Genomic DNA, 24,787 nt, shown 5'->3' with positions numbered 1-24,787 from the left:
GCCTGCGACACATCAAGCCCGGCTAACCATGACCGGGATGTCTTCTGGTTCTTCCTTTTCCTGGGCCGGCTCGGTGCGGCCATAGCGGTCGTCCAGGCGCTCGATGTCGTCCTCGCCCAGGTACGCTCCCGACTGGACCTCGATCAGTTCCAGTGCAATCTTTCCGGGATTGAACAGGCGATGCACCGATCCGATCGGGATATAGGTGGACTCGTTCTCCGACAACAAAAAGGTTTCGTCGTCCCGGGACACTTCAGCGGTGCCACGCACAATAATCCAGTGCTCTGCCCGATGGTGATGCTTCTGAAGCGATAACCGTTCGCCCGGATTCACCGTGATGCGTTTGACCTGGAAGCGATTCCCGGTATCGATACTGTCGTAACTTCCCCAGGGCCGAAATACCTCCCGGTGAATACGGGCTTCCGGGCGCTGTTCCGCTTTCAGCCGCTGGACCACACCCTTGACCTCCTGCACCCGGTCCCGGTGCGCCACCATCAAGGCGTCCTTGGTATCCACAATCACCAGGTCGTCCACGCCCACCAGGGCCACCAGTTTTTCCGGTGCGTGAATCAGGCAACCGGAGCTGTCCTCAAGGCAGGCATCGCCGTACACGGCGTTGCTATGCTCATCCTTGTCGCTGATGTCCCAGATTGACGACCAGGCGCCCACGTCACTCCAGGCGGCATCCAACGGCACCAGGGTGGCGCGATGGGTTTTTTCCATGACCGCGTAGTCAATGGAATCGTCGGGGCAGTGTTCAAAAATCTCGGCCGGAATCCGGTCAAAGCCAAGGTCCTTTTCCAGATTTCGGGACGCCAGCAGCACCGTGTCGTAAATATCGCGGCTGTGCTTTTTGAGCTCCCGCAGGTAAGCATCGGCCCGGAACATAAACATGCCGCTGTTCCAGTAGTACCCCCCTTCGTCCAGCAAGCGACGCGCTTTCGCCTCGTCGGGTTTCTCAATAAATTTGCGCACCGGTCTCGGGGCGGTTGGATTATCCTCACTGCTGGCGGCAGAGATATAGCCATAACCGGTTTCGGGCCGGTCCGGCGTTGTGCCAAACAAAACCAGAGCACCGTCTTTGGCAACCTTGAGGCCTTTGGCAATGGCTTCGTGGAATGGCTCCGTCTGGCCAATGGCGTGGTCCGCCGGCAACACCAGCATAATGCTGGACGGATCCTTCCGGGCTATCTGGATTGCTGCCATGGCGACGGCTGGGGCCGTATTCCGCCCGAAAGGCTCCAGCAAAATGGATTGAGGCTCCAGGCCAATGGCGTCCAGCTGCTCTTTGACGAGGAACCGATGTTCATTATTAGCGACCACGATCGGCGCTTCCACGTCTTCCTGTGGAAGCCGGGCCAGGGTCTGTTGAAACATGCTGTGCTCACTTAGCAACGGCAGAAACTGTTTAGGGTAGGCCTGACGGGACAGCGGCCAGAGCCGCGAACCGGAACCGCCTGACAATATGACTGGAATCATAATCCTGCTCCTTTCACTCGCTTGGTTGAGCCCACAGAAAAAATTATCCGGGGGCTGGGACCGACGTGCCTTGGCACGCCCGCCATTGACTGGGTCCATCTAATAATCAATGCGTACATTTTCAGGAGGACGGGGTTCCTGACCGGTTGGCCAGCGCGGATCAATCCGGTACAGGAACTCGATATCGCCACCAAGTCTGGTGCTCTTGACCGGCCCGTACGCCGCCAGGAACCCGGACATCCCCGCACGGTCGCCCCAGACTTCTGCCCAAGGACGCATCCAGGCGAGCCCCCAAGGCGTGCGCAGACCATCGGTTATCTGTGGATAACCGGTGATCGCCTCAATCGCGGAGGAATCGTCCAGCCCCGCCACCACATTTCGGGTCAGCGACTCGAAGGCGTCGCCATACCGATCCTGAATCGGGACGCCGTTGACCTCGGCAAAGACGGCGATCAGGGTGAGCGGCTGCATGGCGTAGTTGAGGTACTCCAACGCTCGGTCCTCCCGGCTGAGTTCTTTCGGCAGGTAGCCGTCGGAGCTGATCTGGTGCATGGCGTCGTCAAACTTGCCCAGAGACCAGTCCCAGTTAGAACAGTCCCCGGTCGCCACCGCCGCCGTCATGACCGCCCAGGCCGCCCAGTAGTCGTGATTATTGACCTTTCGGGGTTCGCGATCGGAGTAGTACCCACGCGCCGCATCGGCGACCTGGCTTAACCAGCGCTCAATGCGCTCGCCCCTGGCGGCGTCCAAAGCCGATTCCGACGAGGACAGCTTGACGCGAAGATAGGCATTGGCGGCAGCCGCCAGGGCCCATTTGCGAACCGCCTGACCGACATGGTTAATGTCGTCGGGCAACAGCGAGTCGGCCTGGGCCCAGGCGTCCAGGTTGTCGAGCACACAGGCCCGCGCCTCGGGACCGTCGCCATCGACCTGATAGTCGTCGGCGGCGGCGATCACGGTTTTCTCAAAGCTGCGAATTGTCTTGGAGGCCTCACGGTAGGCCTGATAGGCCTCGTTATTGAGTTCGTTACGGGCGCTGTCGCTGCCCTCGTATTTACTGGTGAAGTTCATATCACCCTGATGCGGGGCTACGACCTCGCAGTCGTAAGACCCGCCATCCCGGCGCTCCGGTATCTGGTAGTACCCGACCGGCGCTCGCAGCCCGGCTTCCGGGCATTGCGCAGCTGCGACCGAAGCCACTGCCATGGTGGAGGCCAGGGCCGTGGACAGCAGGATTCGACCCGCTTCACCCAAGATGTCCGTGTTTCCGTTCCTCATACCAACTCCCAATTACGGGTGGGTTTACCTCATTTGTCCTGGCGGCGGCAGACCTTGGCCGTCACCGTCATGCCTTCGCTGACCTGCGCCGGCTCAAGTTCGAGATCCAGAGACATCAGCAGCTCTTCGTTCCAGCTCGGGCCGGCCGGCAGTTCAAACATGAACCGCCCGGTGGTTTCGACTCGGGCGCCATACTCCAGATCGACCCGGTCTTTCCGGCCGAAGACATACCAGATGAAGGCGTCTACTTCTTTCACCGACGGGTCACTGAACTGGAGGTCGACCAGGTATTGGTCACTCGGCAGTTCCAAAAATTCGCCACCGCCGTTGTAGAGCACTTCGTTGGTGCCCGCTTTCACCGCCATGGTTTTCTGCAAAACGGGCTCGCGGCCCTCGCAGCCATTGCTCACCATCGGCACGATCTGGCGATAGAACTCGCCACTGTCGAGAGTGTGGTAGGCCGGAATTTCCCAGATAATGATTTTCGGTGGCGACTCGCGAAAACTGTCCGACATCAGATACTCGAACATGGAGCCGTCGTAGCTGCCGCCAGCCACCGCCATGTTCAATATTTCCACACCCAAAAACTCCTGCAACGAACCAACAAAGTTGTAGTCCTGTGCGCCCTTGCTGTTACTGGTGCCCACCAGAGTAATTGGCGGCAGACTCTCGTCTCCAAACAGCGCACTCTCCTCACCTCCAGAGAGGCCGCCCTCAAGCTCGGTCCGGTATTCGTCCACGTACTGCGACGGCCAGGCCTGGTCACAGATTCGACGGGCAGCGTCCTGAAGTGAGCCCTCTTTGCGAATCAGGCCAATACGCCGGGTCGTGAATGCCTGCTGCGACAGCGATTGATAGGTCGACATCTGACGCACCCGATCAGCAACAATTTGGGCCGTACGCCGGGCACCGTAGGGCGTCCAGTGGTGATCCCGTTTGAAGTAATAGGCGTTTTCCTGTGCCTGTTCGCCCAGTAACGGGCCGAGATCGGGAACCACCAGGCCCACCTGGCGAAACTTGGCGAGGGCATCCAGATAGTTGCTTCGGGCATAAGGCCAGGAGAAAGTGACCGCTGAGCTTTCCGGCAACTTGTCCGGATGCACCAGCCCCTTGGTGGGCTGGAACACCAGCACCAGTTCGGTGCCTGCGGCCTGTTTCAAATAACGGGCAAAACGCTCTAAATGACGCAGCCCTTCCTCACTGGGCCCGAACTGTTCCGGTAATTCCGCCTCAGAGCGAAACAACCACCCATCCTGCCCCTGCACCAGAACGTTGAAGTTCTTCAGGTAACCGGTGTCGTAGGCAACGGACTGAGAGGCCATCGGACACAGACCGGTATGGGACTCGACGGAATATTCCGGCAGCTCTGCCGCCGTCACAGTCCCGGCACCGAGACCGCCCAACAGCAACATCAGGCCACCGGTGCATTGAACAAAACGGTGCATTACCGCACTCAACCGTGTCATTGAAAGCTTCTCCGTCAGAGTCATGGACTTGGACTGCCGTGGTGGTCCCAGCGGGCCATCAGACCGAGGTATCCACACGGTTCTCGGCAACCAACAACCTCAGGCTTCCGCCCGCATCGATCATGAAAAAGCTGAAAACCTTGCCTCGCTGCAAATTGACCAGCGGCGTTTGTGCAATCGCCTCACCACCTGAAAACGCACCCAGCGACAACTTGACGGCATTGATTTCGCGGTTGGCAACGCTTAGCGCTTCAAGTGGGTCAATCACCGCCACTTTGCCGTCGGACGTCTTCAGGCCAATCCCTCCTTCGTCGGTCAGGTTGTAGAATGAGACCAAGGCCTTTCTAGGATTCTTGAAGGTTTTGTCCTGCAGAATTTCCAGCTCGCCGGAGGCAAGCACAACGGCGGTGTAGAAACGGTCTTTTTCCATGGTGACCGGTGCCGAGCGCTCTCCAACGCTGAGCTTGTAGGTGCCTACAGGCAGATAAATGTATGGGCTTGCATCCATCGGGGCGATGTCCTTGATCGCCTTACCACCAATACTCGCCTGCGGAATACTGCCGCTGATGTCCGCATTCACCACACGGATAAACGTGGCTCCGTCCGGTGCCTCTGCGGCGTACAGGGCATCTTCCCCTGCCTGGGCAACCATCGAGACGAGTAGACTGAACACCACCGCAACCGCGGATTTAATTGATAACTGCATGATATTTCTCCTCATTGGATTGATTGCTGGCTCTGGCTCCGGGCCTCGGCCAACAGGTTTTCCGGCTTGCCAAACCATGCCAATGCGTCTTCCGACTGCACTGGCTGGGCGAGGTAGCGCTCGGGAAATTCCCAGACCACAAGTTCGGGAGGGTGACCCTGAAACTCGTCGGACTGGAGGTACTCGATCATGGGCTGGAAGGGACCCTGACCTTCGTCCGAGACATTGATCAGGTCACGGCCGAGGTAACGTTTCAGGGCACCGGGGAAATCCCACAGTGGATTCGCGCTGTAGCTGGTGCCCACCAGCACCACGTCCGCCGACGTTTCAGCAAACAGACTCTGGGCGGTGGTACCGCGTTCATCCTTTATCGAGGTCGAACGCTCAGTGAGTGTGTCGGGAGCTGGCCCGAGCTCGGGAAACAGTGGGGCCAGAGGCAGATAAGTCAGCAAGTCACCTTCGTGGGGCCGGGTTTCACCGAGCGTCGTGACGAACTCCGTCTTGCCCCAGGACTGGTCATCAAAGGCCATCTTGATCTCGCCGGCCGCGTGGCGCGCGAACACATCCGCCCCTCTGGGCGTCCAGTGCGTATCCGTGCGCAGAAAAACCTGGGCACCCTCGTCCCGCGCCTGGGCCAGCGCCGGAAACAAATTAGGCGCCAGCACCTGGTCCGACCGCATGCGGTCCAGAAAGCGGATATAAAGCGACTTCATCGCCGGCACAGGTTGATGCCCACCCAGTTTGCTCGCGTACAGGCGCGCCTTGGACGGCACCACCATAAGGGCCAGCGGCACACCTGCCGCATTCAAGTGGTCAATCACCGCACCCACTCGCTTGAGGTTCGTGTCAACAATGGCTGGACTCTCGGCCCCCAGATACATCTCTTCGTCGGTAAACAACCAACCCTGTGCACCGACCGTTACGCCGGGACGTCCCTCGTTGAACACGGTGTAGTTGATGGCCGCCCACACGTTGGTACCAAGATCCCGAACCGGAAATCCTTCGTCGTAGTGGCTCTCGAGGTCGCGTGCCAGTTCACCGGTCACCGGGTCCAGTTCTGCAGGAGCCCCGTAATTGCCCAGCGACTGAAGTGACAGCAGACCCACTCCGAGAACGAGCAGGATGAAAACGCAGGCAGTTAATTTTCTCGATGTCGTGGTCATAGGGCTCCCTCAGAACTGGAAATAGAGAAATGGCGAGAAGCTTTCCGCCGACAACTTGAGAACCGCCAGCATGAATACCGGCACCAGTACCGTCGGCAACGCCGCCCGCATCCGGTCCGCAAATGCCGGAGCAGGCGACCATGTCAGCCGTTCTTTCAGCCCCATCATCAGCACAACCAGATAAGCGAGCGCCAGAATGGCCAGGTTCAGTCCCCGGATGTCCTGCAGGTAGGCTGCGCTGAGGCTCAAACCATCGAAACGGAACATCGCCTGATAGAAGCTGAACGCCTCACCGATACTCGTGGCCCGGAAAGTGACCCAGCCCAACATGATGAACAGGAAGGTCAACGCCCAGCGACCGACCCGAAAGGTGCTGGCACCGGCGCCAATACCCAGGGCTCGTTCGATGGCCAGCAGCCCCCCGTGCCAGGCCCCCCAGAGCAAAAAGGTCCAGTTGGCACCGTGCCAGAGGCCCCCCAGCAACATGGTCAGCAGCAGGTTCCGGTAAGTGCCGAAAGTGCCCTTGCGATTGCCGCCCAGGGGGATATAGAGGTAATCGCGCAACCAGCTCGACAAACTGATGTGCCAGCGGCGCCAGAATTCGGTGATGCTTTGGCTGATGTAGGGCTGCCTGAAGTTTTCCATGAACCGGAACCCCATCATCAGACCCAGTCCGATCGCCATGTCGGAATAGCCCGAGAAATCAAAATAGAGCTGTGCGGTGTAGGCCAGGATGCCCAGCCACGCATCTGCCGTGGACGGATCGGAGAGCGCAAAGGCACCGTCGGCCAGCGGAGCGATGGAATCCGCGATGAAGACTTTTTTGACAAACCCCTGCATGAAGCGGATTGCCCCCTCGCCAAATTTGTCGAGAGTATGCGTGCGGTCGGTAAACTGATCCGCCAGATCCTTATAGCGCAGCACCGGGCCGGCAATCAGTTGCGGGAACAAGGCAATAAAAGCGGCAAAATCGACAAACCGCCGGGTTGGTTCGGTATCGCCCCGGTAAACGTCCACCACGTAGGAAATGGCCTGAAAGATGTAAAACGAAATGCCGATTGGCAAGATGATGTGAGCCAGTTCCGGCGCCTGGTAGCCCAACGACAGAAAGATCTCGTTCAAGCTCTCCACACCGAAATTGGCGTACTTGAAATACCCCAGCGTGGCGAGGTCACCCGCCACACCGACGGCCACCCAACGGCGTGCCCGCGCGGTTCCAATGCCAGCACGATGAACGCCAAGCCCGATCAGATAGTTCCAGATCGTGACGGCCACGAACAGCAACAGGAAATCCACCCGCCACCAGGCATAGAATGCGTAGCTGCCCAGCAGGATGATCCAGGAGCGGTGCCGGAACGGCGTCAGGTAATACAACCCGAGGAAGACCGGCAGAAACAGGAACAGAAAAATATTGGATGAGAAAACCATAGTCAGTCTCCGGCGACCGTCCGCTGCGGTGCGTTGACGGTTGTCGGCTGCAACCGCACCGCACGCTCATCGTTCAGCAAGGCATCGAAAATTTCGGTCTGATAGACACCCAACACGCCGTCAAAATGAATGCCGACGTCCGAGCGTGGAAAACGCATGTCGACGTCATACAGCTCGATGTATTGAGGGTTGTCTGTCGACAGGGGGCCACTGGCATTGGACGCAAGTTTGCCGCCCACCACCGTCATGGATACCGCCTGATGGTAGAAATCTTCCTCAAAGTCCCGTCCGGTGCCGGCAAGATCCTTGATCTGGCCAAGCACACCGAAGGTGCCGTTCAGGGCCGCTATGTTGTGGTACACCCCGACGTTGGTGCTGTTGCGCACGCGAATACCGTTTCGGAGGTTGTTGACGAGACGGTTGCCCCAAAGCAGATTGTCGGGGGACTCGTACAGCCCGATGCCGTCACCGTGGTTGTCATGGACGACGTTGTTGGCCACCACGTTATTGCGGCTTTGCCGGTCCAGCACAATGCCGGATAAGCCGTTCTCATAGCTGTGGTTATTCAGGATCCAGCTGTCGTTGACCTGACGGGAAATAATGATCCCGTGTTTCTCCTTCGTACCGTAGACGTCGTTACCGGCAATCAGCAGGTTGCTGGAGTAGTCGTGAGGATCAATGCCGTAAACGATATTGTCCCGGTAGACGTTGTTGACGATGGCGACGTCTTCGGCCTCATAACAGTAGAAGCCGTAGTAGATATCCCGGAATGTGGATTCGATCAGCCACGCATGCGGGGCTGAGCGTTGCAGTCTCTTGTTGTCGTACTTGGAGTACTGGGCAATGGAGAAGCCATAGGATTTACTCTGGTTGTAGCCCAGGTTGGCAAACTCGGAGCCCAGCACAAAGGTCTCACTGCCGCCCCAGCCGACAAAAAAGGGCCGAAAACTGGACTTGGACTGGTAGACCGCAGGCCCGTTGGCCTTCTCTCGCCAGCCGATAATGGTGCTGTCGATCACGAACAGCCAGCTGTCGTTGGCAATGAACGCACCGCGTTCCTCCGACAGACGCAGGGTCTCGCCCCGGATCTCCAGGGTTGCTCCCGGACGCACGACCAGGGGAAGCCGGATGATGTACGACCCGTCCTTGTTCCGCTCCATGTACCGATCGTCGTCGACTTGTCGGAAGACATCCTCCAGGGTCGCCTTGCCGCCGTTTACCAGAATGGCCTGGGGGTGGGAAAACTGGCGGATAACCCACTCCCGTGCACGCCCCTCATCGACGAAGTCACCGAGGGCACTGACACCGGAAATGCGCTCAACACTCACATTCGGCTGTTTCGACGACCGTGCGGAGAGACGCGCCTCTACCCCACCGCGGGTGTATTGCGACATGTCCGGAAACGCAGGATCCGGTTTGGTCACCGTCTCCGAGGAAGCCAGCTCAATATCGTAATCGCCAAGCTCGAACTGGGGTGCCGGTTCCGAGGGTTCCAGTTCCGGCGACACTCGGGCAGCGTTAGCGCCCGGCAGTCCGGCGGCTAACGCTGTGATTATTAATGTCAGGACCCAAGAGTGTTTCATCGTTGCTCCCTAGAAACGCTTGGTCAGGTCAAGGACGATACGATGCCGGGCGTTATCGACATCGTTACCGTAGGCCTCACCGGGAAAGAACACACCGCCTCGAAGCCGGGCATCAAAAGACGTCCAGGTGCCAGCATCCTGGGCACCGTAATAGCCAAGCACCACATCCACCGACTCCCCGAGATCATCGCTGACACCGGAAAAACCCGGTTCAATGAGGTCGGAATTCACGGTTCCGGACGGATCGCTCATCCAGTATTTGTGGTAAAGCAGGTTGGCCGCCCAACGGTCCCGGTCGGCAAGCGCGGTATACACAGTGGCCACCTTAAGATTGCTCCACTCGGGCTGGAAGGCTTCGCCAAAGCGCGCCACCTGGGAGCGGGTTCCGGTAAACCGGGAACGGTTGCTTTCCAGTTGGGTCTGCCGAAACGCATCCGATTCGCCACGCTGGCCGCCGCCAGAGGCCATGGCGCCATGCACACCGACCACCCAACGAGGACTTTCCACCAACTGAGCCCGCAACCCGAGGTCAGCTGCCCAGCCGGATACATCCCGTTCTTCTCGGGTCAACCCGTTGGCAGCGCCGGGGTTTTCACTGAGACGCGCATCCTTACCGGCGACCGCACCAAAGGATGCGAGGTACTGGACCGGACTTGTGGAATGCCAGTCGAAATACGCCTGGTCCGCCCGGACACCCAACCACGTTAGCGATTCCGGTACTCGCTCCGGCGAACCGCCGTCCGGATCGGCAGCGAGATCCTCGCCTTGACCGTATCGCTCCGCGTGGGTTGCCAGAAACGTAAGGTAATGGTCCTTGTGCCACTGCCACTGGGTCGAGGCGAACAACCGCGCAATGTCCTGCTCATCTTTGGGCAGTTCATTGAGATCGGTTCGGGCCTCGGTCAACTTGTTGGCAATCCCCACTGTGGTATCCAGCAGCGTGGTATCGAAAATCCAGCGCACCAGGGTAAGATCGTCGTCCCACCACATACCGGTGCCCTCTTTGAGGCGCTCGCGTCCAAAGCGGATGGACTCACCCGGGTAGCCAGTCAAGCCGTTGTAATCAAGCCAGGCCTCCCGAAGTGCGAAGAATCCGTCGGTCTCGGTGCCGCCGATTTCATCGCTGACGTCCACCTGACCGGTGGCCGCGAACGCCTGAAGCCTGAGTTTGGAGCGCCAGCTTGGAGACAGTTGCCAGACCCACTCCGGCTTGATGTCCAGCCCCAGTTCATCGGACTTGGTACTCCGGTCAGGTGTGAGTCCCAACTGGCGGTCACCCTCGCTGATCACGCTGACTTTTGCGCTGGTTGAGGACTTCAGGAGTCGCGGGTAGGACTCGTTGTCGATCGTTTCCTGCGCCATCGCCGGCATGGCGGTGACACAACCCAGCGCCACCAGCACTCTGGTCGTGGCCTTTGTTTCGTCAAATATCATTCTGTTCTTACCCCCCTTGGGTACTAGTCGTTCGAGCGTTGGCCAGATCACCGGTCATCAGTTTTCGCCGGGCGGCCAGTTCACGATCAGCGATCGTCTCGGCTTCTTTCTCCAGGTAACTCGGCAGGCTCGGCAGCATCTCGATCAGCAGATCCCTGGCCCGCTGAACCCCTCCGTCCAGGGCCAGCAGGGCAAATGCCCAGGCGTACTGCTTGTTGATTTCAATGCCCTTTCCTTCCCAAAACATCTCGGCGAGCAAGTAGTCGGCTTTCGGGAAACCCCTTCGGGCCGCTGCCAGCAAATAATCTCGGGCCTTATGCGGATCCGATTCCCCGAGATAACCGCGCTTGTAAATCCGGCCCAGCAGATAATCGGCCGACGGATAACGGCCACTGGCTTCCTCTGCGTACTGCACCGCTTTTTCTGCATCGAGGGGCACAATCCTGCCTCGCTCATACACCCGCGCCAGGACCAGAGAAGCCTTCAGGTCGCCCTTTGCCTGCGACGCCTCCAGCAACGCAAGTACTTCGTCGGCATCGGCCAGATAAGTGTTCTCCATAATCAGTCGGGCACGGCCAGTCATAGCCGGCACATAGTCCGGGGTCAGCAGTTGGTAGAGATCGTCGGTAATGGCGACCTGCTTGGATGGCGATTCGTCGTCCGAAATCCAGCGGGCGAAAAGATAAAGGTCTCGATCGCTGATGCGATCGGCTTCCCATGCCTGCCGGGCGCGCTCAACCAGACCTTCAAAAGCCTCGGTACGGTCCTGGCCCAGGTAGACCTGGGCCAGGATCATCAAGCAGTCGGGCTGTGACTCCAGAATGGGTTCGCACAGCGATGCAATTTCGCCGCCACGGGCGGTCAGCTGCCCCTTTATCAGGTAATACCGCGCCAACGCCAGATCCCCCGCCGGATCGCCTGCCGCTCGGGCACGCTCAATCCACTGCCGGGGCCGTGCTTGCGGAAACTCACTCGGATAATCCAGGAACAGCTCAATCAGCGGCATCAGCGCACTGTCATCGCCCTCGGCCAGGGCCTTTCGCAAGTATGTCTCGCCCTTTGCACGCTGCGCAGGCGTCTGGCCTTCCCGCGCCAGCAGTTTGCCAAGCCGGACCCAGGCCCGGTCACTGCCCTGTTCAGAGGCCTGGCTATACCAATGCAGGGCAGCCTGCCTTGCCGCATCGGAATCCCTCTGCGCGTACAAATCACCCAATTGCACCTGAGCATCGGCAATACCGAATCGGGCCAACTCCTCAAGCTGGGCCTTAGCAGCCTCAACGTTGCCCGCCGCGGCTTCGCGCTCGGCTCGCTGGATATCGGGCACACCGCTGCAACCGGAGAGCCCGATCAGGAGAACGCTGACGATGCATGCTTTTGGTGACATCATGAGAGCTCCGCTCAATTCCCTGAAACGCGGTCGACAAGGCCTTCAACGGCCGCCATCTGGAAGACGTCCACGGTGACTCCGATCGGCCGTCCCACCGAGTTCATCGGTAACGGTTCATTCGCCTGAATCAGCGCATTAATGGTATTACCGGGCTGATTCGGGGTTTCCGCGTCCACGAAAAGCGACTCGATTCTCCCCATCCGGGTCTCGCCGCCGGGCAAACGCAACGTGACCGACTGGCCTTCTTCCAACTCATCGCCATCGGTAAACTTGAAGCGGGCAATGACGTGGGCGGTCGCGTCCATCGGCGCCACCACGGCCAACTTCTCGCCCTTGCTCATGTACTGATCCTTGGCGGGAAGCATGTTCAGCACCTTGCAATCACAGGGACTGGTCAACGTGCCGCGGACGCTCTGCCCCAGGAGCTCCTCAATCTGCTCAATGGTGTAGTTGCCGTTGCCCACAAGCTCATTGACGTACGACAGCATCGGCGCATCGAAGGTGGCGATGGCCTGGCCGGCCTCGACCTGCTGGCCGGCTTCCACCAGGGTGGTGACTTTCGCGTCTTTCGGAACCCGGACCGGCACATTTTCGGACGCCACCATGGCGGACTCGGCCGTCGTCACGAAATAAATCTGCCAGAGCTGATAGCCCACGAAAGTCACGGCAATGAGGCCCACCCCCATCACCATCAAACTGACGATCATTGCCCGGACACTGGCAAAAAAGCCCAACGCCTGGCTGGTTTTGTTTTTGCGGGATTTGGTGAAATTTTCCCGCGACAGGGTGTTGAGGACATCGCCGGCCGAAACCAGCTCGCCACTGAGGAACGACGTGATCAGGTAGCGCAGAACGGACACCTCATTGGCGCCCAGATCCTGGAATTCACACCCGCATCGGTCGCCACTGCCTCCCATGTTCCGGGGCACAAAGTCCACGTCCACGGCGAAATCGAACCCGTCAATCCGGAACACGATTCGGCCGTTGTAGACGTGCCCCTGCCTCAGAGTTTCGTCCCCGAGCTTGATACCGAATCCGCCGGCGGACACGTCCGCAATGGGAAACTTCATCATCGTGCCATCGAGTTTGACAAACAGATTCGCCGGCATTCTGACCCGGGCGTACTGTCGCTGGGCCTCGGACTCATGGACAAACTTCGGTGCTATCGCTGCCGTATTCATTGCTTAAACCTTTGCTAGTGTGAGTTCTCTGTGAACGTTCGATGCCGCAAATTGACGACTCAGACGATGAACATGACGGTCGCCAGAAACACGCTGGCGGCGGAAAAGGTCATCATCCGGGATGACCATCGGTTCAGGCGCTGCTGGAACGACGCCGAGTCGGTACTGAAGCTGGTTTTCTGACGCGTCCACGACTGGCGATCGAGTCGAAAGAACACATAGATCTTCATCAGCGATCCGAAGATCTGGTTGAAGTAGAGAATGACCGGATAGGCGGGCCCCACCGGGTGCCCGGTTGCCACCAGCAGCGCGCTCAACACCAGACGGGTCAGGCCGATCCAAAGCAGGTAGGCCACCAGGATGATTCCCGAATACTTGACGGCGGCGACGATGGCGGCCGTCAGACCCAGAATGCTGGTCCACATGGAGATCCGCTGATCCCAGAGCACATACCAGGTGAACCACCCCAACCGACGGGGACCCAGCTTGGTCGCCCGGCTGTTCTGGCGCAGCGAGTTACCGTACCAACGAAACATCAGCTGACGGGCCGACCGAAAAAAGCTCGGGTCAGGCGGGTGTTCCACCGTGTGAATGGACGCGTCTGGCACGTAAAAGGTGTCGTACCCCAAGCGCATCATGCTGAACCAGCTGGATTTATCATCGCCGGTCAGAAAGCGGAAGCGGCCCAGCCGCCAATGATTCAGCGAGTCGTATTCCACATCGCCGATGAACTCGGGGCGCGTGATCACGCTGGCGCGGAACACCGACATACGCCCGGTCAATGTCAAAACGCGACGGGCCAGTCCCATTGAGCACATGTTGATGTGACGCTGGGCAAACCGCAGCTTGTGCCACTCCGACATCAGGTAACTGCCGTGAACCTCACAAAACTCATTGGTAGTGAGGGCGCCGACATTTGGCATCAGGCGAAAGTATGGGGCAGTGCCGCGAACAACGCCGGGGTTCAGCACCGTATCGCCGTCGACAACGGCCACCACAGCGTTATCATCTGGCACGTCCCGGGAAATGGCCCGAAAGCCGTAGGCCAGGCCGTCACGTTTGCCGGTGCCAGGGATCCGCACCAGTCGCAAAGTCACACGCTCGGGCGGGTCCAGGCGACGCCACAGAGCCCGCATCAGCATCTCATCCGAAAGCTCGACAATTGACGCCACCACGGTGGTGGGCCAGCCACACTCGACCGCCTCTCGAATAATGGACTCGTACACCTGGGCCGTTGTCTTTGCATCAATCCGGAAACTGGTCACCATCAGATACACATGGGACGGCGCACCTTCCTCGCCAAGCTTTCTGGCCTCGGCCCGCAGACGGGGATAAGCCACATGCAGGAAGTACATTCCCCGCACGAAATGAATAATGCCTACCGAATAGCGCCAGAGCCCGATGCCACCGACCAAAAGAATGAAATGAGCTCCCCCCGGCACGATAAACTCCCGCGGTAGTGATACCGCAAGGGCGCCAAGAATGGCGATATACAATAACCAGCCTCCCGCTCGCGACAGGACGTTATTCGTCATCCAAGACATGGTCTTGCTCTCCAGATATCTGCATACAGCCCGTTCGAGCCTCGTCCCGGTCCCTGCCAGGCAGGGACCGGGACTCAGGCCGTTACCAACAAATGCCCTCAAGCACGTCGTTGGTGGTGGTCTTCATGAAACCCACCAGATCCACCACGCGCTTGCCTGCGGGCACATCGGCGATGATGGTTTCGAACAGCTCATCGTTGTTACCCAGCACAATGACGTCACCGTGCTCAATAACGCCACGAAGGTCGCTGTCCATGAGGTTGGAGAGATGGGGGATCTTTTGGTTGATGTAGTCTCGATTGGCCCCATGCGTGCGGGCATAGTCCACATTGCGATCGAATATCTTGAGCTCGTAGCCTTTGCCGATCAGCAGTTCGGCCAACTCAACAAGCGGACTTTCACGGAGGTCATCGGTGTTCGATTTGAAGCTGAGGCCGAGCATGCTGATCTTGCGACAGCCATAGCCGGTGACAATGTTGAAGGCATGGCTGACCTGTTCATTGTTGCTGCTCATGATGGAGCTGAGCAACGGATGACGAACGTCCAGCTGGCTGGCCCGGTAGGTCAGCGCCCGCACGTCCTTGGGCAGGCATGAGCCGCCGAACGCAAACCCAGGACGCATGTAATAACGGGAAATATTGAGCTTGTTGTCGAGACACATCACGTCCATGACATCGCGCCCATCAACTCCCATGGATTTGGCAATGTTGCCAATCTCATTGGCAAAGCTGACCTTGGTGGCGTGCCAGACGTTGCAGGTGTACTTGATCATTTCTGCGACTTCGATGGGCTTGCGGATCAAAGGCGCATCCAGGTCCCCATAGATTTCCGACAGCAAGTCGCCCGAGCGTTCGTCCAGCTCGCCAATCACGGTCATGGGCGGATGATCGTAATCCTTGATCGCCGTGCTTTCCCGCAGAAACTCCGGGTTCACACATACGCCGAATCCCTCTCCGGCGCGCTTGCCAGAGGCCTCTTCCAGTATCGGAACCACCAAGTCTCGCACGGTGCGCGGCAGCACGGTGCTGCGCACCACCACCAAGTGCCATGTGGGCTTTGTGCGCAAGGCCAGCCCTATGTCCCGGGACACCTTCTCCACGTATGTCAGGTCCAGATCGCCATTTGGCTTGCTGGGGGTTCCGACACAGATCATCGACAGGTCGGTGTCATGCACCGCATCGAAGCCGTCCGTAACGCCGTGAATGCGATGACTCCGCACACCCTCCGACAACAAATCTTCCAACCCCGGTTCCACAATCGGCGACCGACCGCTGTTGATCAGGTCGATCTTTACCGGCGAAACATCCACCCCAATTATTTCATGACCACGGCGCGCCAGACTGGCCGCACAGACGGCTCCCACGTATCCCAGACCAAATATACTTACTCGCATCCCACTATCCCCTTGTCATTCCATCAATGGTTCGTGTACTTGACGTGTCACCAATAGCCGCCGTCTGCTTTCCGGCGGTTACAAGCCTGATGACGTCATTGCCTTGCCTCTGTCGATGCGTCGCCCCGACGCCAGAACCAGGTTCACCGTTTTCTGCTTGCGCGTTCACCGCTCCGCCGCCTGAAACAACACTCGGTGCGCAAACACCCGGCGCTCGATCCCGACAGCGAGCTGGTGAATCGGCTTTAAAACCTACAGAAACAAAATCTTAACTTCCTGTTACGAAAGGATAATTCTTTGGGTACCCGACCTTTACATGCAACTTTCATAGGTCTGGAGCAAAGTGAGACACAGCAAAACGCAACCGCCCGTCATCAGGGAGCTCAAGGACCAGGAGGGACAAAAATAAATTCAGCGAATGTCCGCCAAATGTCTGTCAGGCGACGGCGAAATTATCTAAATAGAATTAAAAGTGAATTTTTTATACTAAAAAACTATTAATACATGGAGGCGGCCGCGACACACCTGGGCCGTTGTCAAAATCGTAATTTGCAGGCAACAATTGCCAATTGGACACGCCTATTCACTCCCGGGAGGGAAGGGCGTATACAGTCGCGGATATGTGGGGGAAGACTGGACAGAGCGCCTTTGCGCACGTAAGATTGCGCACTCGAAATTGATGCAGCAGTGTCTATTTCAAGCGCCCGTAGCTCAGCTGGATAGAGCGCTGCCCTCCGGAGGCAGAGGTCAGAGGTTCGAATCCTCTCGGGCGCGCCATTATCTTCAAAAGCTTGCGTGCAAACGCAGGCCTTTTTTGTTGGGCTGTGTCCAAATCGTGTCCATGGTGTGTCCACACCTTTTAACGAGTTTTATTCAAAAACGTCATTCTGACCTCTGCACTGAAAACCGCTAAACAAGCCGTGCGCCTATGAACGTCCGAGACAGAACTCATAAATACGTGGGTACAAGCTCTTAAACAAAAGCGAACATTGATGCCTCTCACCCATAAGCGGACATTTTCGAGGCGCATTTCACACTGCCAATAATGACCGCTTCTAATAAAAGCGGTCCTTTTAGAGCGATGGAGGCGGCTCACTAGTCTAGCTCTGGGACCTTTCCAACAATGGGGACGTAAATTAACCGGTAGTGCTAAACGGCAACAAAATCTATACCAAAGTATCAGTGTTTGGCTTTGACGGATTGAAGCCGATGGTCAATGCTCAAAAGTGACTCTGAAGACTGGTTCTAAAACCAGCTTTTGAGGCGCCAAAAACAAGAACCATATAGGAGAGTCAACTTGTCCAAGTACGCCGGCCTTATGACCCTGGCACTGATTCTTGGTTTATCGAATTCGGCGATTGCGAGTAGTGCGATAGTTGGTGATGCAGCAGCTGGTGAAGAGCGTTTTCATCAATCATGCCATGCATGCCATGGGCCAGCTGGTAAAGGAGCTGCAAGCTACCCAAAAGTTTCGGGTAAGCCCATTGAGTACACTCGGGAAAAGCTGAAAGCCTACCGAGAGGGCCAGAAGTTCGGACCGAATTCATCTCTGATGATCATGATGGCCAAGCCCCTAACCGATGAAGAGATCGAAAACCTCTCTGTTTACCTTAAAGACGCAAAATACAATAACTAAGGAGTCTTACCGTGAAACATTTACTCACTAAGTCGCTCGTTACCTCGGCAGTGACCGCCCTCCTTATGGGCGGTTCAGTTGCCTATGGTGCCGGCATGGATGTACCAACAATAAAGGTAACACCGATCCTGGACGGTTTGGAATCACCCTGGGATATGAATGTTCGCTCTGATGGCACGATGTTCTTCACCGAGAAGTGTAAAGGCTTATCCGTGCGCTCGCCAGATGGAGAAGTTACTAAGATCTACGGCATGAAAGGCTCATCGGGTTACGCCAGCAGCGCTGCTGACCTCTTCTGCGAAGGTCAGGCAGGTATGATGGGGGTAGCTGCGGATCGACATTTTGACCAGAATCGACGTCTTTATGTTGCGTCGACGTCAAACAAATATCATGGGAGTGGCTGTAAAACCAACTTTGAACGTTGTGATGGCAATATCGTGATGCGTCTAACCTTGAGCGAAGACCTCAAGAAAGTCGTTGATAGAACCGATATTGTCAAAGACATTCAGTACAAGCCATTCGAGTCAGACCAGCCCTTCGGCGGCCCGGGTGCGCACAATGGCGGACGCCTGCGTGTGGGCCCTGGTGGGTACCTATGGATAGCGGGCGGCGATCGCCACAGAGGTGTCTGCCCACAGTCTCCAACACTGCTGTGCGGTAAGGTACTGCGCGTCGATACAGACGGTAATGCACATCCGGAAAACAACCCGCCAGAAGGCTTCGATAAGCGGATATACACCTACGGTCATCGTAACGTGCAAGGCATCGATTTTCGCCCAAGCGATGGCAAGGCGTTTACCGCTGAGCATGGTCCGTGGCACAGCGACGAAATCACGGCCCTTGTGAACGGCGGAAATGCGGGCTGGGATCCCCAGCAGAATATCGCCGGTCGCGGCGAATGTCCCGACGAGTACTGTGGCTACACTCCAAACCAAATGGATGGAATGGATCCTGCGGTTCGTGCGGCGTACATGCCCATGAGTGACACTCGGTTTGACGATCTGATGCCCCCAACCTGGAACAACAACGGGTTGTCCCAGGGCACCTCATCGGCTGCGTTCCTGAAGGGTGAAAACTGGGGTATTTATGAGGGTCGTCTAGCAACGGGTGTTCTGGGCATCGGCTTCGGCGGCACGCCCATCGGTCAGCGCATCGATATGGTCAGCATCACACCTGACGGACTCGGCATTAACGGCATCACCCGCATGCCTTTGGGCTCCCAGAAGCGTTTCCGTGGCCTGGTATTGGCGCCGGATAATTCACTCTACGTTGCTGTAGACGAGGGTGAGATTTTCCAGGTAACCGCCACCAGTAATAAGTAACCGATCACTATTACCATAGTGAATCTGGAACCCTCCGAGGCGGTCAGGCTCAGGCTTGACCGCCTCTTTTTTTGCGGCTATCACGGGATTCCAAGCGTTCTCCAACAACGCTCCCAAGATCACAGAGGGTGAAGCAAACCTTTACTTGTTACTCAGATCTGCCGATCTAATGATTGCCATAAGTGATTCACAGGCTTCTATCTTTAAAAGACTCAGTCATACTGACGGTAAAAATCAGCGAGCGTGCTCAACATATCTGCCTGGTTTCCAGCTTTTCTGAATCCGTGGCCTTCATCCGGGTAAATCCGGACCAGAGGTTGCTGGCCATTTGCCCGAATCGCTTCCGCCATACTTCGAGTCTGTTCGGGCACGACCACAGAGTCCTGGCCGCCCTGAAAGAACGCCATTGGTCGCCGGATTCGCCTGGCCTGAGCCAAAGGCGAGCGCTGCTCCCACTGGTGTGGCACCCGATCCAGTGGCCCCAGAAGCCAGTCCAGATAACCGGACTCAAAACGATGGGTCATCTGCCGCAGTCGCTCGGGATCGCTGACGCCGAACTGGCTTACGCCGGCGGTGAAATAGTCTGACGAAACTAGGGCCATCAAAGCCGTGTAGCCACCGGAGCTGCGCCCCTGTATGAACACGGACTGGCGGCTGGCTTTTCCGGAACTGACAAGGCTCCTTGCTGCACTTTCCATGTCCCGAACGTCTAACAGTCCCCATTGCCCGGCACGGGCCATGCGGAAGTCACGACCAAAACCGGAACTGCCACGGTAATTCACTTCGGCTACAGCGAAGCCCTGATGGCACAGAAACTGAACCTGAGGATTGAGCACCGGACAAACCATAGACGTAGGGCCACCATGGGCAATCATCACTAGTGGCGGCGAGTCTGTCTGACCGGATGAGAAATGTACCGGAGCATAGTAAAAGCCGCTGACGCTTGATCCGTCCTGCCCGGCCGCAGGAATTCGGAAGGGTTCGGGGGGCGAGAGAACAACCTTGCCGAATGGCTGCTCACCACCGGCGAGGCAGCGAATCTGGCCGGTCTCTGAGTCAATCGACAGAACGGAATCCAGCCTGTCAGCTGCCCGCGCAATACAGACTGCACGGACGCCCTGAACCCTGAGACAGCGAAAATCCACGTACTGTTCTGCCAGTCGAACGGGTGCTGCGTCCGCGTCTACCTGCCACCAGAGCTGTCCGATACCCTCACAGTAACGCACCCGAAGCCATCCACGGTCTGAAAACGCAACATGGTGGCTTTCTCCCAGCTGCCAGGGCGCACTAGCCTGATCCGCCCGGGTATCGTCAAGACAACGCCACTCACTTTTTTCCGTCAATTGCCACGGCTGCCACCAGCCTTCATGATCGGATAAAACGTAAAGCGTCTCCCCTATAAACACCGGCTGCTGCACACAGCCTGTTCGCGACGCCAGAGGCGACATTGGAACCAGTCTCGCATCGACTGGCAATCCATCACCACCAATAGATGCAAGCCAGAGCGCAGAAGCAACCCACGGCATATCCGGCAAAGACCAACTGAACCATGCCAGTCGTTGGCCATTATCGGATACTGCGGGCGCGCTATAGAAATGTTCGCCCTGATGAAGTACCCGCGGCCGCCCCTGTTCAAGGAATACCAGTTGCTGGCAATCAGCGTACTCCCCGCACTGCAAGCAGACGAACCCCGGCCATATCCCATGCCAGACCGCCGTAACTGGCATCCGGATCACTGGTGAAAGGTTCAGAGTGTCCGGTTTCAGGATTAATGGTATGAATCTGCTGACTCGATGCCTCTACCGCAAAGAGCCGGTCCGGGGCCGCGCACAAGGCGCCGCCGCCATAGCCGTTTACCTGACTGCGAACACCCAGTGTTTTTGATAGTGGCTTCGATACGGATACTGGCCCGTTGGAATTGTCAGCGGTGGTGTGAATCAGGTTGAGGCCGGACGACGGGTCAGATTCTAGCCAGAACACGCCCGCTTCGGAGGCAACAAGCTCGCTGCGTTGAACAAGTCCTTCTGCCGCCTGCACGGCCGTCAGTCGGCGGGTATCAGCCCCGGAAGAAAAGTCGGGAGTTTTCCGTGTTACGATAGGTAAGATCCTCAAGGCCGGTGGTAGCGTGGTCAGCCGCCCGGCGCGCCGCCAGAATCCGGTCATGGTGGGACGATTTGCTGCACACCGGGTCAGCATTGTCGGCATCGCCGGTCAGCAGGTAGGCCTGACAACGACAGCCTCCGAAATCCTTACCCTTTTCGTCACAGGACCGGCAGGGCTCGGGCATCCAGCTATCTCCACGATAGTGGTTAAAACCCGGGCTGTCATACCAGATAGAACGCAGTCCCGACTCCCGGACGTTGGGAAACTCGATGGGCAGCAGCCGGGCACTGTGGCAAGGCAGGGCAGTGCCGTCCAGCGCCACTGTCAGGAACAGGCTACCCCAACCGTTCATGCAGGCTTTCGGGCGTTCTTCGTAATAGTCAGGCGTTACAAAAATCAACTTCATTCGGGAGCCGTTGGCCGCTAACCGCTCGCGGTAGGCATCAACCTCCGCTTCGGCGGTAATCAACTGCGCGTGGGACGGCATAAGACCCGCGCGATTCTTGAACGCCCATCCGTAATATTGGCAAGTCGCCAGTTCCACGTAATCAGCATCAAGACGGTCGCAAAGGTCGATGATGTCGATCATCTGATGGATGTTGTGTCGGTGAATAACAAAGTTAAGCACCATGGGGTAGCCGGCTTCTTTTACCGCCCGGGCCATAGCCAGCTTTTGCTCGAAGGCTTTCCGGGACCCCGCCACGGCATTGTTCAACTCTGGGTCAGACGCCTGAAAGCTCACCTGGATGTGATCCAGCCCGGCATCCCTGAATGCCTGGACTTTGGCAGCAGTAAGCCCCAACCCTGAAGTAATTAGGTTCGAGTAATAGCCGAGATGACGGGCCTCGGCAATCAGTTCAGCCAGATCTTGCCGAACCAGGGGCTCACCACCCGAAAACCCCAATTGCGCCGCTCCCATCTCCCGACCCTGACGAAGCACGCTCACCCATTCTTCAGTGCTCAGCTCTTTCTGGGTATTGGCGAAGTCCAGTGGATTGGAGCAGTAGGGACACTAAAGCGGACAACGATACGTCAACTCAGCCAGCAGCCAGAAAGGAGGACCAATTTCGGTACCCGGGCCATTGATTGAGGAGATTTCGTGACTCATCTAAATTCAATCCAGCTTTTCTGTTCGGCGTCTTCCAGAAAATCCCAGACGTCGGTCATCAGTGGTCCAGCCTCTGGAAATTGCTTTTCCAGGGTCGCCACGATATCCGCAACCGACCGTTGTCCATCAACCTCACTAAGGACGGCCCCAGCACTTTCATTCAGTCGTACCATACCTTCCGGATAAAGCAGGACATGCGCATTCTGAGCAGGCTCCCACTGAAATCGGAAGCCCAGCCTCAGACGAGGCACTTTGTTGGCATTTTCAAAGTCCATCAAAGCCCCCGGTGCCAAACTGACTGGTCAGTCACAGAATGATACGGTGGTGTCCGATGGCGATAGGCCATCGTAAGGGCATCCAGCATGGTCCACAAAATATCCAGTTTAAACTGCAGAATTTCGAGAGCCCGGGCTTGCTGATTTGCCGTTGTAAAATGATCCAGGGTGATTGTCAGGCCATGCTCAACATCCCGCCTGGCCTCGGACAACCGCTTGCGAAAATAGGAGTAGCCCTCAGTCTTGATCCAGGGGTAATGATTTGGCCAGCTTTCCAGTCGCGACTGATGAATCTCCGGTGCAAATAACTCGGTCAACGATGAACAGGCCGCTTCCTGCCACGTCGCCCGGCGAGCGAAGTGCAGATAGGCATCGACGGCAAATCGCACACCGGGCAGCACGTGGCGCTGGTCAATGACCTCTTCCCGACTCAGCCCCACCGCTTCAGCAAGGTTCAGCCAGGCTTCGATACCACCCTTGTTGTCGTCGTGCCCGTCATGATCCAGAATCCGCTGCAGCCAGAGCCTGCGCACCGATGCATCCGGGCAATTGGCCATAATCGCTGCATCTTTTCGGGGGATGTTTACCTGGTAATAATAACGGTTCGCGACCCATCCCCGGATCTCCTCCGGCGTGCATTTGCCGCTATACATATCTCGATGGTATGGATGATGGATATGGTAGTAGTGACCCTTGCGCCGCAACGCCTGCTCAAAATCTGCGCGACCCATGGCCGTTGTAACTGCTGCGTTCATGCCTGCCCCGTAAGCTCAAGGTGCATCCCGTCGTAGGCCACCTCGATTTTATGACTGGCCAGTGTGGCCCGCTCCGGTGACGACTCATCAAGGATGGGATTGGTGTTGTTGATATGGATCAGAATCTTGCGGGACGCCGACATACTATCAAGCACTTCAATCATGCCACCCGGCCCGCTCTGGGCCAGGTGCCCCATTTCCTGGCCGGTGCGGGTGCCGACTTCGCAGCGCAGCATTTCATCATCCTGCCAAACGGTGCCATCCACCAGGAGGGTGTCTGCTCTGGCCATCCAGGCGAGGATATTGTCATCTGGCTGGCCAAGGCCTGGCGCATATAGCAAGGTCTTTCCGGTTCGCGAATCCTCGATGAACAGGCCGATGTTATCGCCAGGATGGGGATGGTTGCGCCTGGGTGAATAAGGCGGCGCATTGCTCAGCAGCGGTATTGCAGTCAGTGTGAGAGAGGGCGCGCAAGGAATGGTAAAAGAGACTTGGTCTGTCGCCGGAACCTCATGCCACTGGGGGCCACCGTTCCAGTGCTCAAGCATTCTGAACAATGGGAATCCACTGCTCAAGTCATCATGAACCTGCGCTGTACACCAAACATCCAAGGGCATGCCTTCCCGAAGCATCAACAAGCCCGTGGCGTGATCCACTTGGCTGTCAATGAGCAGAACGGCATTTATGCCGGTGTCACGCAATGCCCTGCCCGGCTGCATCGCTTCGAAAGAGGCCAATTGGGCACGAATATCCGGGGAAGCATTACACAGTATCCAGCGTTCACCATCTTCACTGATGGCGATGGAGGATTGAGTCCTGCTCTGGGCATTCAGGGCGCCTTTCCTGAAGCCGTCACAATTGTGACAATTGCAGTTCCATTGGGGAAAGCCTCCGCCGGCGGCGGAACCAAGTACACGAACCTGCATGGAGAAGACTCCGAGAGAATTGGCCAGTGCTGTCGACTGGCCATCCGTTCAATTTCTTTAACGGTTGGAAAAATACATGGTTACTTCGAAGCCAATCCTCAGATCTTCATAGGCTGGTTTGGTCCACATGATGTCACTCCTTATTTTTGTTGAGATTCACACGCTACTGGAGACACTCCTATAGCGTGATTTTCATACTAGCATTACTTTAAACCCGACAGCATAGTATTTTTGAACATGCATTTCGCCAGCAGCCCCCCCCCCCCCGGGTCATAAGGACTTATTGACTGGTTAGAGCCTCTGCGAAGCAGGTATTGTCACCGTACCCCTAAAATCTGAGCGGGAGGGAGGGCGCCACCGTAAGCCATGATTTGGTTTGCCTGAGGTGCAACAAGTTTGGGCCAAAATATGCGGTTCGTCTGGAGCAAAAACGCGATGGTTATGGCGACACCTTCTACATCGATGAGGTGTTCGTGAAGATCATCGGCGAGTTCCACTATCTGTGGCGGGCAGTGGACCAGGGTGGCGATGTCGTTTTGTGCTCCTGCAATCCCCGTGAGATGGGCGGGTAATCCCCCCTTTTTCCAGGGGCTTCAAAAGTAGAGTTCAGGCCACAGCGG

The 24,787-nt window shown here is 57.3% G+C and carries 21 protein-coding genes, 1 tRNA gene and 1 pseudogene; 4 read left to right on the top strand and 19 right to left on the bottom strand.

Annotation, left to right across the window (positions count from 1 at the left end; translation table 11 throughout):
* Positions 1-12: 12 nt before the first annotated feature.
* The 12 genes from GRX64_RS18675 to GRX64_RS18620 all read right to left on the bottom strand — a co-directional run bounded on the left by GRX64_RS18675 (position 13) and on the right by GRX64_RS18620 (position 16,042).
* On the bottom strand, positions 13-1,479 hold the full coding sequence (locus tag GRX64_RS18675) for a mannose-1-phosphate guanylyltransferase/mannose-6-phosphate isomerase (protein ID WP_166269558.1): 1,467 nt from the start codon (positions 1,477-1,479) through the stop codon (positions 13-15).
* Between the two features lie 99 nt (positions 1,480-1,578).
* Positions 1,579-2,757, bottom strand: coding sequence for an alginate lyase family protein (locus GRX64_RS18670; protein WP_166269556.1), 1,179 nt, complete (start codon positions 2,755-2,757; stop codon positions 1,579-1,581).
* A gap of 29 nt (positions 2,758-2,786) precedes the next feature.
* Complete coding sequence (locus GRX64_RS18665; RefSeq protein ID WP_235937751.1) at positions 2,787-4,223, bottom strand: alginate O-acetyltransferase AlgX-related protein; 1,437 nt, start codon at positions 4,221-4,223, stop codon at positions 2,787-2,789.
* Between the two features lie 58 nt (positions 4,224-4,281).
* Entirely contained in the window at positions 4,282-4,929 is a 648-nt protein-coding gene (locus GRX64_RS18660) for an alginate O-acetyltransferase AlgF (RefSeq protein WP_166269554.1), read from the bottom strand.
* A gap of 11 nt (positions 4,930-4,940) precedes the next feature.
* A complete protein-coding gene (locus tag GRX64_RS18655) occupies positions 4,941-6,092 on the bottom strand; it encodes an alginate O-acetyltransferase (RefSeq protein ID WP_166269552.1) in 1,152 nt (383 codons plus the stop codon).
* A 9-nt stretch (positions 6,093-6,101) separates the two neighbouring features.
* Positions 6,102-7,520, bottom strand: coding sequence for an MBOAT family O-acyltransferase (locus GRX64_RS18650; protein ID WP_166269550.1), 1,419 nt, complete (start codon positions 7,518-7,520; stop codon positions 6,102-6,104).
* A gap of 2 nt (positions 7,521-7,522) precedes the next feature.
* Positions 7,523-9,103, bottom strand: coding sequence for a right-handed parallel beta-helix repeat-containing protein (locus tag GRX64_RS18645; RefSeq protein ID WP_166269548.1), 1,581 nt, complete (start codon positions 9,101-9,103; stop codon positions 7,523-7,525).
* Positions 9,104-9,112: 9 nt separating this feature from the next.
* Positions 9,113-10,537, bottom strand: coding sequence for an alginate export family protein (locus GRX64_RS18640; RefSeq protein ID WP_166269546.1), 1,425 nt, complete (start codon positions 10,535-10,537; stop codon positions 9,113-9,115).
* A 7-nt stretch (positions 10,538-10,544) separates the two neighbouring features.
* Positions 10,545-11,924 (bottom strand): tetratricopeptide repeat protein, encoded by a 1,380-nt coding sequence (locus tag GRX64_RS18635; protein ID WP_166269544.1) that lies wholly within the window; start codon positions 11,922-11,924, stop codon positions 10,545-10,547.
* Between the two features lie 11 nt (positions 11,925-11,935).
* Positions 11,936-13,105: a PilZ domain-containing protein gene (locus GRX64_RS18630; RefSeq protein WP_166269542.1), complete on the bottom strand. Its 1,170-nt coding sequence runs from the start codon at positions 13,103-13,105 to the stop codon at positions 11,936-11,938.
* A gap of 59 nt (positions 13,106-13,164) precedes the next feature.
* Entirely contained in the window at positions 13,165-14,640 is a 1,476-nt protein-coding gene (locus GRX64_RS18625; protein WP_427901678.1) for a glycosyltransferase family 2 protein, read from the bottom strand.
* 91 nt (positions 14,641-14,731) lie between these two features.
* Positions 14,732-16,042, bottom strand: coding sequence for a nucleotide sugar dehydrogenase (locus tag GRX64_RS18620; RefSeq protein WP_166269538.1), 1,311 nt, complete (start codon positions 16,040-16,042; stop codon positions 14,732-14,734).
* A gap of 700 nt (positions 16,043-16,742) precedes the next feature.
* Here GRX64_RS18620 and GRX64_RS18615 point away from each other — a divergent pair.
* The 3 genes from GRX64_RS18615 to GRX64_RS18605 all read left to right on the top strand — a co-directional run bounded on the left by GRX64_RS18615 (position 16,743) and on the right by GRX64_RS18605 (position 19,000).
* Positions 16,743-16,819, top strand: a tRNA-Arg gene (locus GRX64_RS18615).
* 520 nt (positions 16,820-17,339) lie between these two features.
* Positions 17,340-17,678 carry a c-type cytochrome gene (locus GRX64_RS18610; protein WP_207308838.1) on the top strand — a complete coding sequence of 113 codons (339 nt, stop codon included), beginning with the start codon at positions 17,340-17,342 and terminating at the stop codon, positions 17,676-17,678.
* A gap of 11 nt (positions 17,679-17,689) precedes the next feature.
* Positions 17,690-19,000, top strand: a complete 1,311-nt coding sequence (locus GRX64_RS18605) for a PQQ-dependent sugar dehydrogenase (protein ID WP_207308837.1) — start codon at positions 17,690-17,692, stop codon at positions 18,998-19,000.
* A 212-nt stretch (positions 19,001-19,212) separates the two neighbouring features.
* Here the strand turns inward: GRX64_RS18605 and GRX64_RS18600 are convergent, their stop codons facing one another.
* The 7 genes and pseudogenes from GRX64_RS18600 to pqqA all read right to left on the bottom strand — a co-directional run bounded on the left by GRX64_RS18600 (position 19,213) and on the right by pqqA (position 24,296).
* Positions 19,213-20,526 (bottom strand): alpha/beta hydrolase family protein, encoded by a 1,314-nt coding sequence (locus tag GRX64_RS18600; RefSeq protein ID WP_235937750.1) that lies wholly within the window; start codon positions 20,524-20,526, stop codon positions 19,213-19,215.
* Positions 20,527-20,656: 130 nt separating this feature from the next.
* On the bottom strand, positions 20,657-21,037 hold the full coding sequence (locus tag GRX64_RS19670) for a hypothetical protein (RefSeq protein WP_235937749.1): 381 nt from the start codon (positions 21,035-21,037) through the stop codon (positions 20,657-20,659).
* A gap of 19 nt (positions 21,038-21,056) precedes the next feature.
* Positions 21,057-22,211, bottom strand: a pseudogene (pqqE, locus tag GRX64_RS18595) (pyrroloquinoline quinone biosynthesis protein PqqE).
* Positions 22,208-22,486: a pyrroloquinoline quinone biosynthesis peptide chaperone PqqD gene (gene pqqD / locus GRX64_RS18590; protein WP_166269536.1), complete on the bottom strand. Its 279-nt coding sequence runs from the start codon at positions 22,484-22,486 to the stop codon at positions 22,208-22,210. Before pqqD ends, pqqE begins: the two are co-directional and overlap by 4 nt.
* Positions 22,486-23,241 (bottom strand): pyrroloquinoline-quinone synthase PqqC, encoded by a 756-nt coding sequence (gene pqqC / locus GRX64_RS18585; RefSeq protein ID WP_166269534.1) that lies wholly within the window; start codon positions 23,239-23,241, stop codon positions 22,486-22,488. Before pqqC ends, pqqD begins: the two co-directional genes overlap by 1 nt.
* On the bottom strand, positions 23,238-24,167 hold the full coding sequence (pqqB, locus tag GRX64_RS18580; RefSeq protein ID WP_166269532.1) for a pyrroloquinoline quinone biosynthesis protein PqqB: 930 nt from the start codon (positions 24,165-24,167) through the stop codon (positions 23,238-23,240). The genes pqqC and pqqB overlap by 4 nt, the downstream gene beginning before the upstream one ends.
* A gap of 57 nt (positions 24,168-24,224) precedes the next feature.
* A complete protein-coding gene (pqqA, locus tag GRX64_RS18575) occupies positions 24,225-24,296 on the bottom strand; it encodes a pyrroloquinoline quinone precursor peptide PqqA (RefSeq protein WP_166269816.1) in 72 nt (23 codons plus the stop codon).
* A 242-nt stretch (positions 24,297-24,538) separates the two neighbouring features.
* Between pqqA and GRX64_RS19810 the strand changes: the two genes are divergently transcribed.
* Entirely contained in the window at positions 24,539-24,739 is a 201-nt protein-coding gene (locus GRX64_RS19810) for a DDE-type integrase/transposase/recombinase (RefSeq protein WP_427901673.1), read from the top strand.
* The last annotated feature ends 48 nt before the right edge of the window (positions 24,740-24,787 follow it).

The sequence above is a fragment of the Marinobacter caseinilyticus genome (assembly GCF_011074955.1).
GTDB classification, from domain to species: Bacteria; Pseudomonadota; Gammaproteobacteria; order Pseudomonadales; family Oleiphilaceae; genus Marinobacter; species Marinobacter caseinilyticus.
The sequence above is the reverse complement of the archived record's forward strand: the minus strand, read 5'-3'. Positions and strand labels throughout refer to the sequence as shown.

Coding starts and splice junctions, on each gene's coding strand:
- GRX64_RS18675 (WP_166269558.1), bottom strand. CDS start 1,479: ATGATTCCAGTCATATTGTCAGGCGGTTCCGGTTCGCGGCTCTGGCCG.
- GRX64_RS18670 (WP_166269556.1), bottom strand. CDS start 2,757: ATGAGGAACGGAAACACGGACATCTTGGGTGAAGCGGGTCGAATCCTG.
- GRX64_RS18665 (WP_235937751.1), bottom strand. CDS start 4,223: ATGACACGGTTGAGTGCGGTAATGCACCGTTTTGTTCAATGCACCGGT.
- GRX64_RS18660 (WP_166269554.1), bottom strand. CDS start 4,929: ATGCAGTTATCAATTAAATCCGCGGTTGCGGTGGTGTTCAGTCTACTC.
- GRX64_RS18655 (WP_166269552.1), bottom strand. CDS start 6,092: ATGACCACGACATCGAGAAAATTAACTGCCTGCGTTTTCATCCTGCTC.
- GRX64_RS18650 (WP_166269550.1), bottom strand. CDS start 7,520: ATGGTTTTCTCATCCAATATTTTTCTGTTCCTGTTTCTGCCGGTCTTC.
- GRX64_RS18645 (WP_166269548.1), bottom strand. CDS start 9,103: ATGAAACACTCTTGGGTCCTGACATTAATAATCACAGCGTTAGCCGCC.
- GRX64_RS18640 (WP_166269546.1), bottom strand. CDS start 10,537: ATGATATTTGACGAAACAAAGGCCACGACCAGAGTGCTGGTGGCGCTG.
- GRX64_RS18635 (WP_166269544.1), bottom strand. CDS start 11,924: ATGATGTCACCAAAAGCATGCATCGTCAGCGTTCTCCTGATCGGGCTC.
- GRX64_RS18630 (WP_166269542.1), bottom strand. CDS start 13,105: ATGAATACGGCAGCGATAGCACCGAAGTTTGTCCATGAGTCCGAGGCC.
- GRX64_RS18625 (WP_427901678.1), bottom strand. CDS start 14,640: ATGACGAATAACGTCCTGTCGCGAGCGGGAGGCTGGTTATTGTATATC.
- GRX64_RS18620 (WP_166269538.1), bottom strand. CDS start 16,042: ATGCGAGTAAGTATATTTGGTCTGGGATACGTGGGAGCCGTCTGTGCG.
- GRX64_RS18600 (WP_235937750.1), bottom strand. CDS start 20,526: ATGCCGTGGGTTGCTTCTGCGCTCTGGCTTGCATCTATTGGTGGTGAT.
- pqqD (WP_166269536.1), bottom strand. CDS start 22,486: ATGGACTTTGAAAATGCCAACAAAGTGCCTCGTCTGAGGCTGGGCTTC.
- pqqC (WP_166269534.1), bottom strand. CDS start 23,241: ATGAACGCAGCAGTTACAACGGCCATGGGTCGCGCAGATTTTGAGCAG.
- pqqB (WP_166269532.1), bottom strand. CDS start 24,167: ATGCAGGTTCGTGTACTTGGTTCCGCCGCCGGCGGAGGCTTTCCCCAA.